Source organism: Brevibacillus sp. B_LB10_24, assembly GCF_046036945.1.
Lineage (GTDB): Bacteria > Bacillota > Bacilli > Brevibacillales > Brevibacillaceae > Brevibacillus_C.
Map to the genome: position 1 here is coordinate 1 of NZ_JBJQOQ010000074.1, position 1771 is coordinate 1771.

General features: G+C 38.8%; 2 protein-coding genes. Both read right to left on the reverse strand.

The window, feature by feature from the left end; all coding sequences use genetic code 11:
• Positions 1-83 precede the first annotated feature (83 nt).
• Positions 84-1196, reverse strand: coding sequence for an RNA-guided endonuclease TnpB family protein (locus ACI7RC_RS27690; RefSeq protein ID WP_408111376.1), 1113 nt, complete (start codon positions 1194-1196; stop codon positions 84-86).
• Between the two features lie 11 nt (positions 1197-1207).
• Positions 1208-1606, reverse strand: a complete 399-nt coding sequence (gene tnpA, locus ACI7RC_RS27695) for an IS200/IS605 family transposase (RefSeq protein WP_408111377.1) — start codon at positions 1604-1606, stop codon at positions 1208-1210.
• Positions 1607-1771: the final 165 nt, after the last annotated feature.

Genomic DNA, 1771 nt, shown 5'->3' on the forward strand with positions numbered 1-1771 from the left:
TGGGGGCTTCTCGACTTATCGTTGCTTTTAGTAGCCAACGAAAACTGACCGAGCTATCCCTCTTGTTCCAAGAGTTCTTTTTGCTATGCCAACGCTAATAAGCGTAATCCTTCATGTTTGATGTTGATAGAAGCGTTCCAGTCTCTGTCTGCCACAAAACCACAATCACAGTAGAATATACGTTCAGAAAGAGATAGGGACTTCTTTGTCTGACCACAACATGAGCAAGTTTTTGATGAGGGAAACCATTTATCTATTTTGATCAGCTTTTTTCCTTTCTCATCTAACTTGTATTGGAGAAATGTCGTGAACATGCCCCAGGCATTATCAGCAATGCTTTTGCCGAAATGGAGGGCTTGTGACATTCCTTTCATGTTGAGGTCTTCGATAACCACGCAATCATACAGTTTCGCTAATTTGTGCGATTCCTTATGTAGAAAGTCCTTTCGTTGATTTGCAATTTTTTCATGTAGCTTCGCTACTTTCAGACGCTGTTTGTACCAACGATTCGAACCTTTCTTTCTGCATGATAGAATCCGCTGTTCCTTCGCCAATTTTTCTAAGGCTTGACGATAGAAACGAGGGTAATTGGCTGTCTTACCTTCTTCGCTATCGACAAATAAGCCATTCATAGAAAAATCTAAACCAACGACAGCTTGTACTTCTTTTTGTACAGGTTGATGTTCGTATTCCGTGAGGATAGAAACGTAGTATTTTCCTGTTTTTGTTCGAGAAACGGTACAAGACTTGATCATATGATGGGAAGGAATTTCTCGATGCTGCTTCGTTTTTACAAGTTTCAGTTTTGGTAATTTGATATAGCCATCCAAAAGCATAATGTTTCCGTTCACCACATTGGTTGTGTAGGATTGTCTTGCCTTACGGTTTTTGAACTTCGGAAATTCAGCACGACCAGAAAAGAAGTTTTTGTACGCCTTCTGCAAATTTAGTTGGGCGTTCGCCAAGGCAAGACTATCTACTTCTTTAAGCCATGCAAACTCATTTTTATACTTGGCAGGAGTGGGGAACTTTTGTTTCTTCAGTGCTTCCTTGTCATCCTTGAATTGTTCATAGGTTTCCTTTCGTTCAGCTAACATTTTGTTGTAGACGAAACGAACACAACCGAAGGTTTTGGCAAGAAGTTGCTCTTGTTCTTGCGTTGGATACAGGCGAAACTTATATGCTTTGTTTGCCATATCGAATCACCTCACTTCATACCTTGATTTTCTATATATTTCTTTATCACTTCAATGGGCACACCACCTGTTGTAAGTAAGCAAAAACTCCTTGACCAAAAATACTCTTTCCACAGTTTCTTTTTCACCTGTGGGAAATGCTTTTTGATAAGTCGTGAACTTGCGCTTTTATAAGCGTTGATGAATTTTGACATTTCAGTATTCGGATGTGCTTTGAACAAAATATGCACATGGTCAATATCGTGATTCCATTCGACTAAGGAAATATTGTAACTTTCGCCTAATCGAACAAACATTTCTTTTGCATAGTCAGATATGGTATCATCAATCACTTTTCTGCGATATTTTACGACCAGAACAAGATGATAATACAATATGAATACTGAATGGTTATTATTATCTAATTTCATTGATATAACAGCCTTTCATATATCTAAGACTGATTTCATCATAGCACACACAAAAAAAGGAGACAACTTTAGGCTGCGCCTAACCGAAATTCATCTCCCACTTTCACTGGTGCTGTCGCACCTTTACGTTTAGAAGTGGGAGACTTCTTTCGGAGGGAAGTTAAA

Bases quoted from the DNA above. Each gene is read 5' to 3' on its own strand.
- tnpA (WP_408111377.1), bottom strand. From the start codon at position 1,606: ATGAAATTAGATAATAATAACCATTCAGTATTCATATTGTATTATCAT.
- ACI7RC_RS27690 (WP_408111376.1), bottom strand. From the start codon at position 1,196: ATGGCAAACAAAGCATATAAGTTTCGCCTGTATCCAACGCAAGAACAA.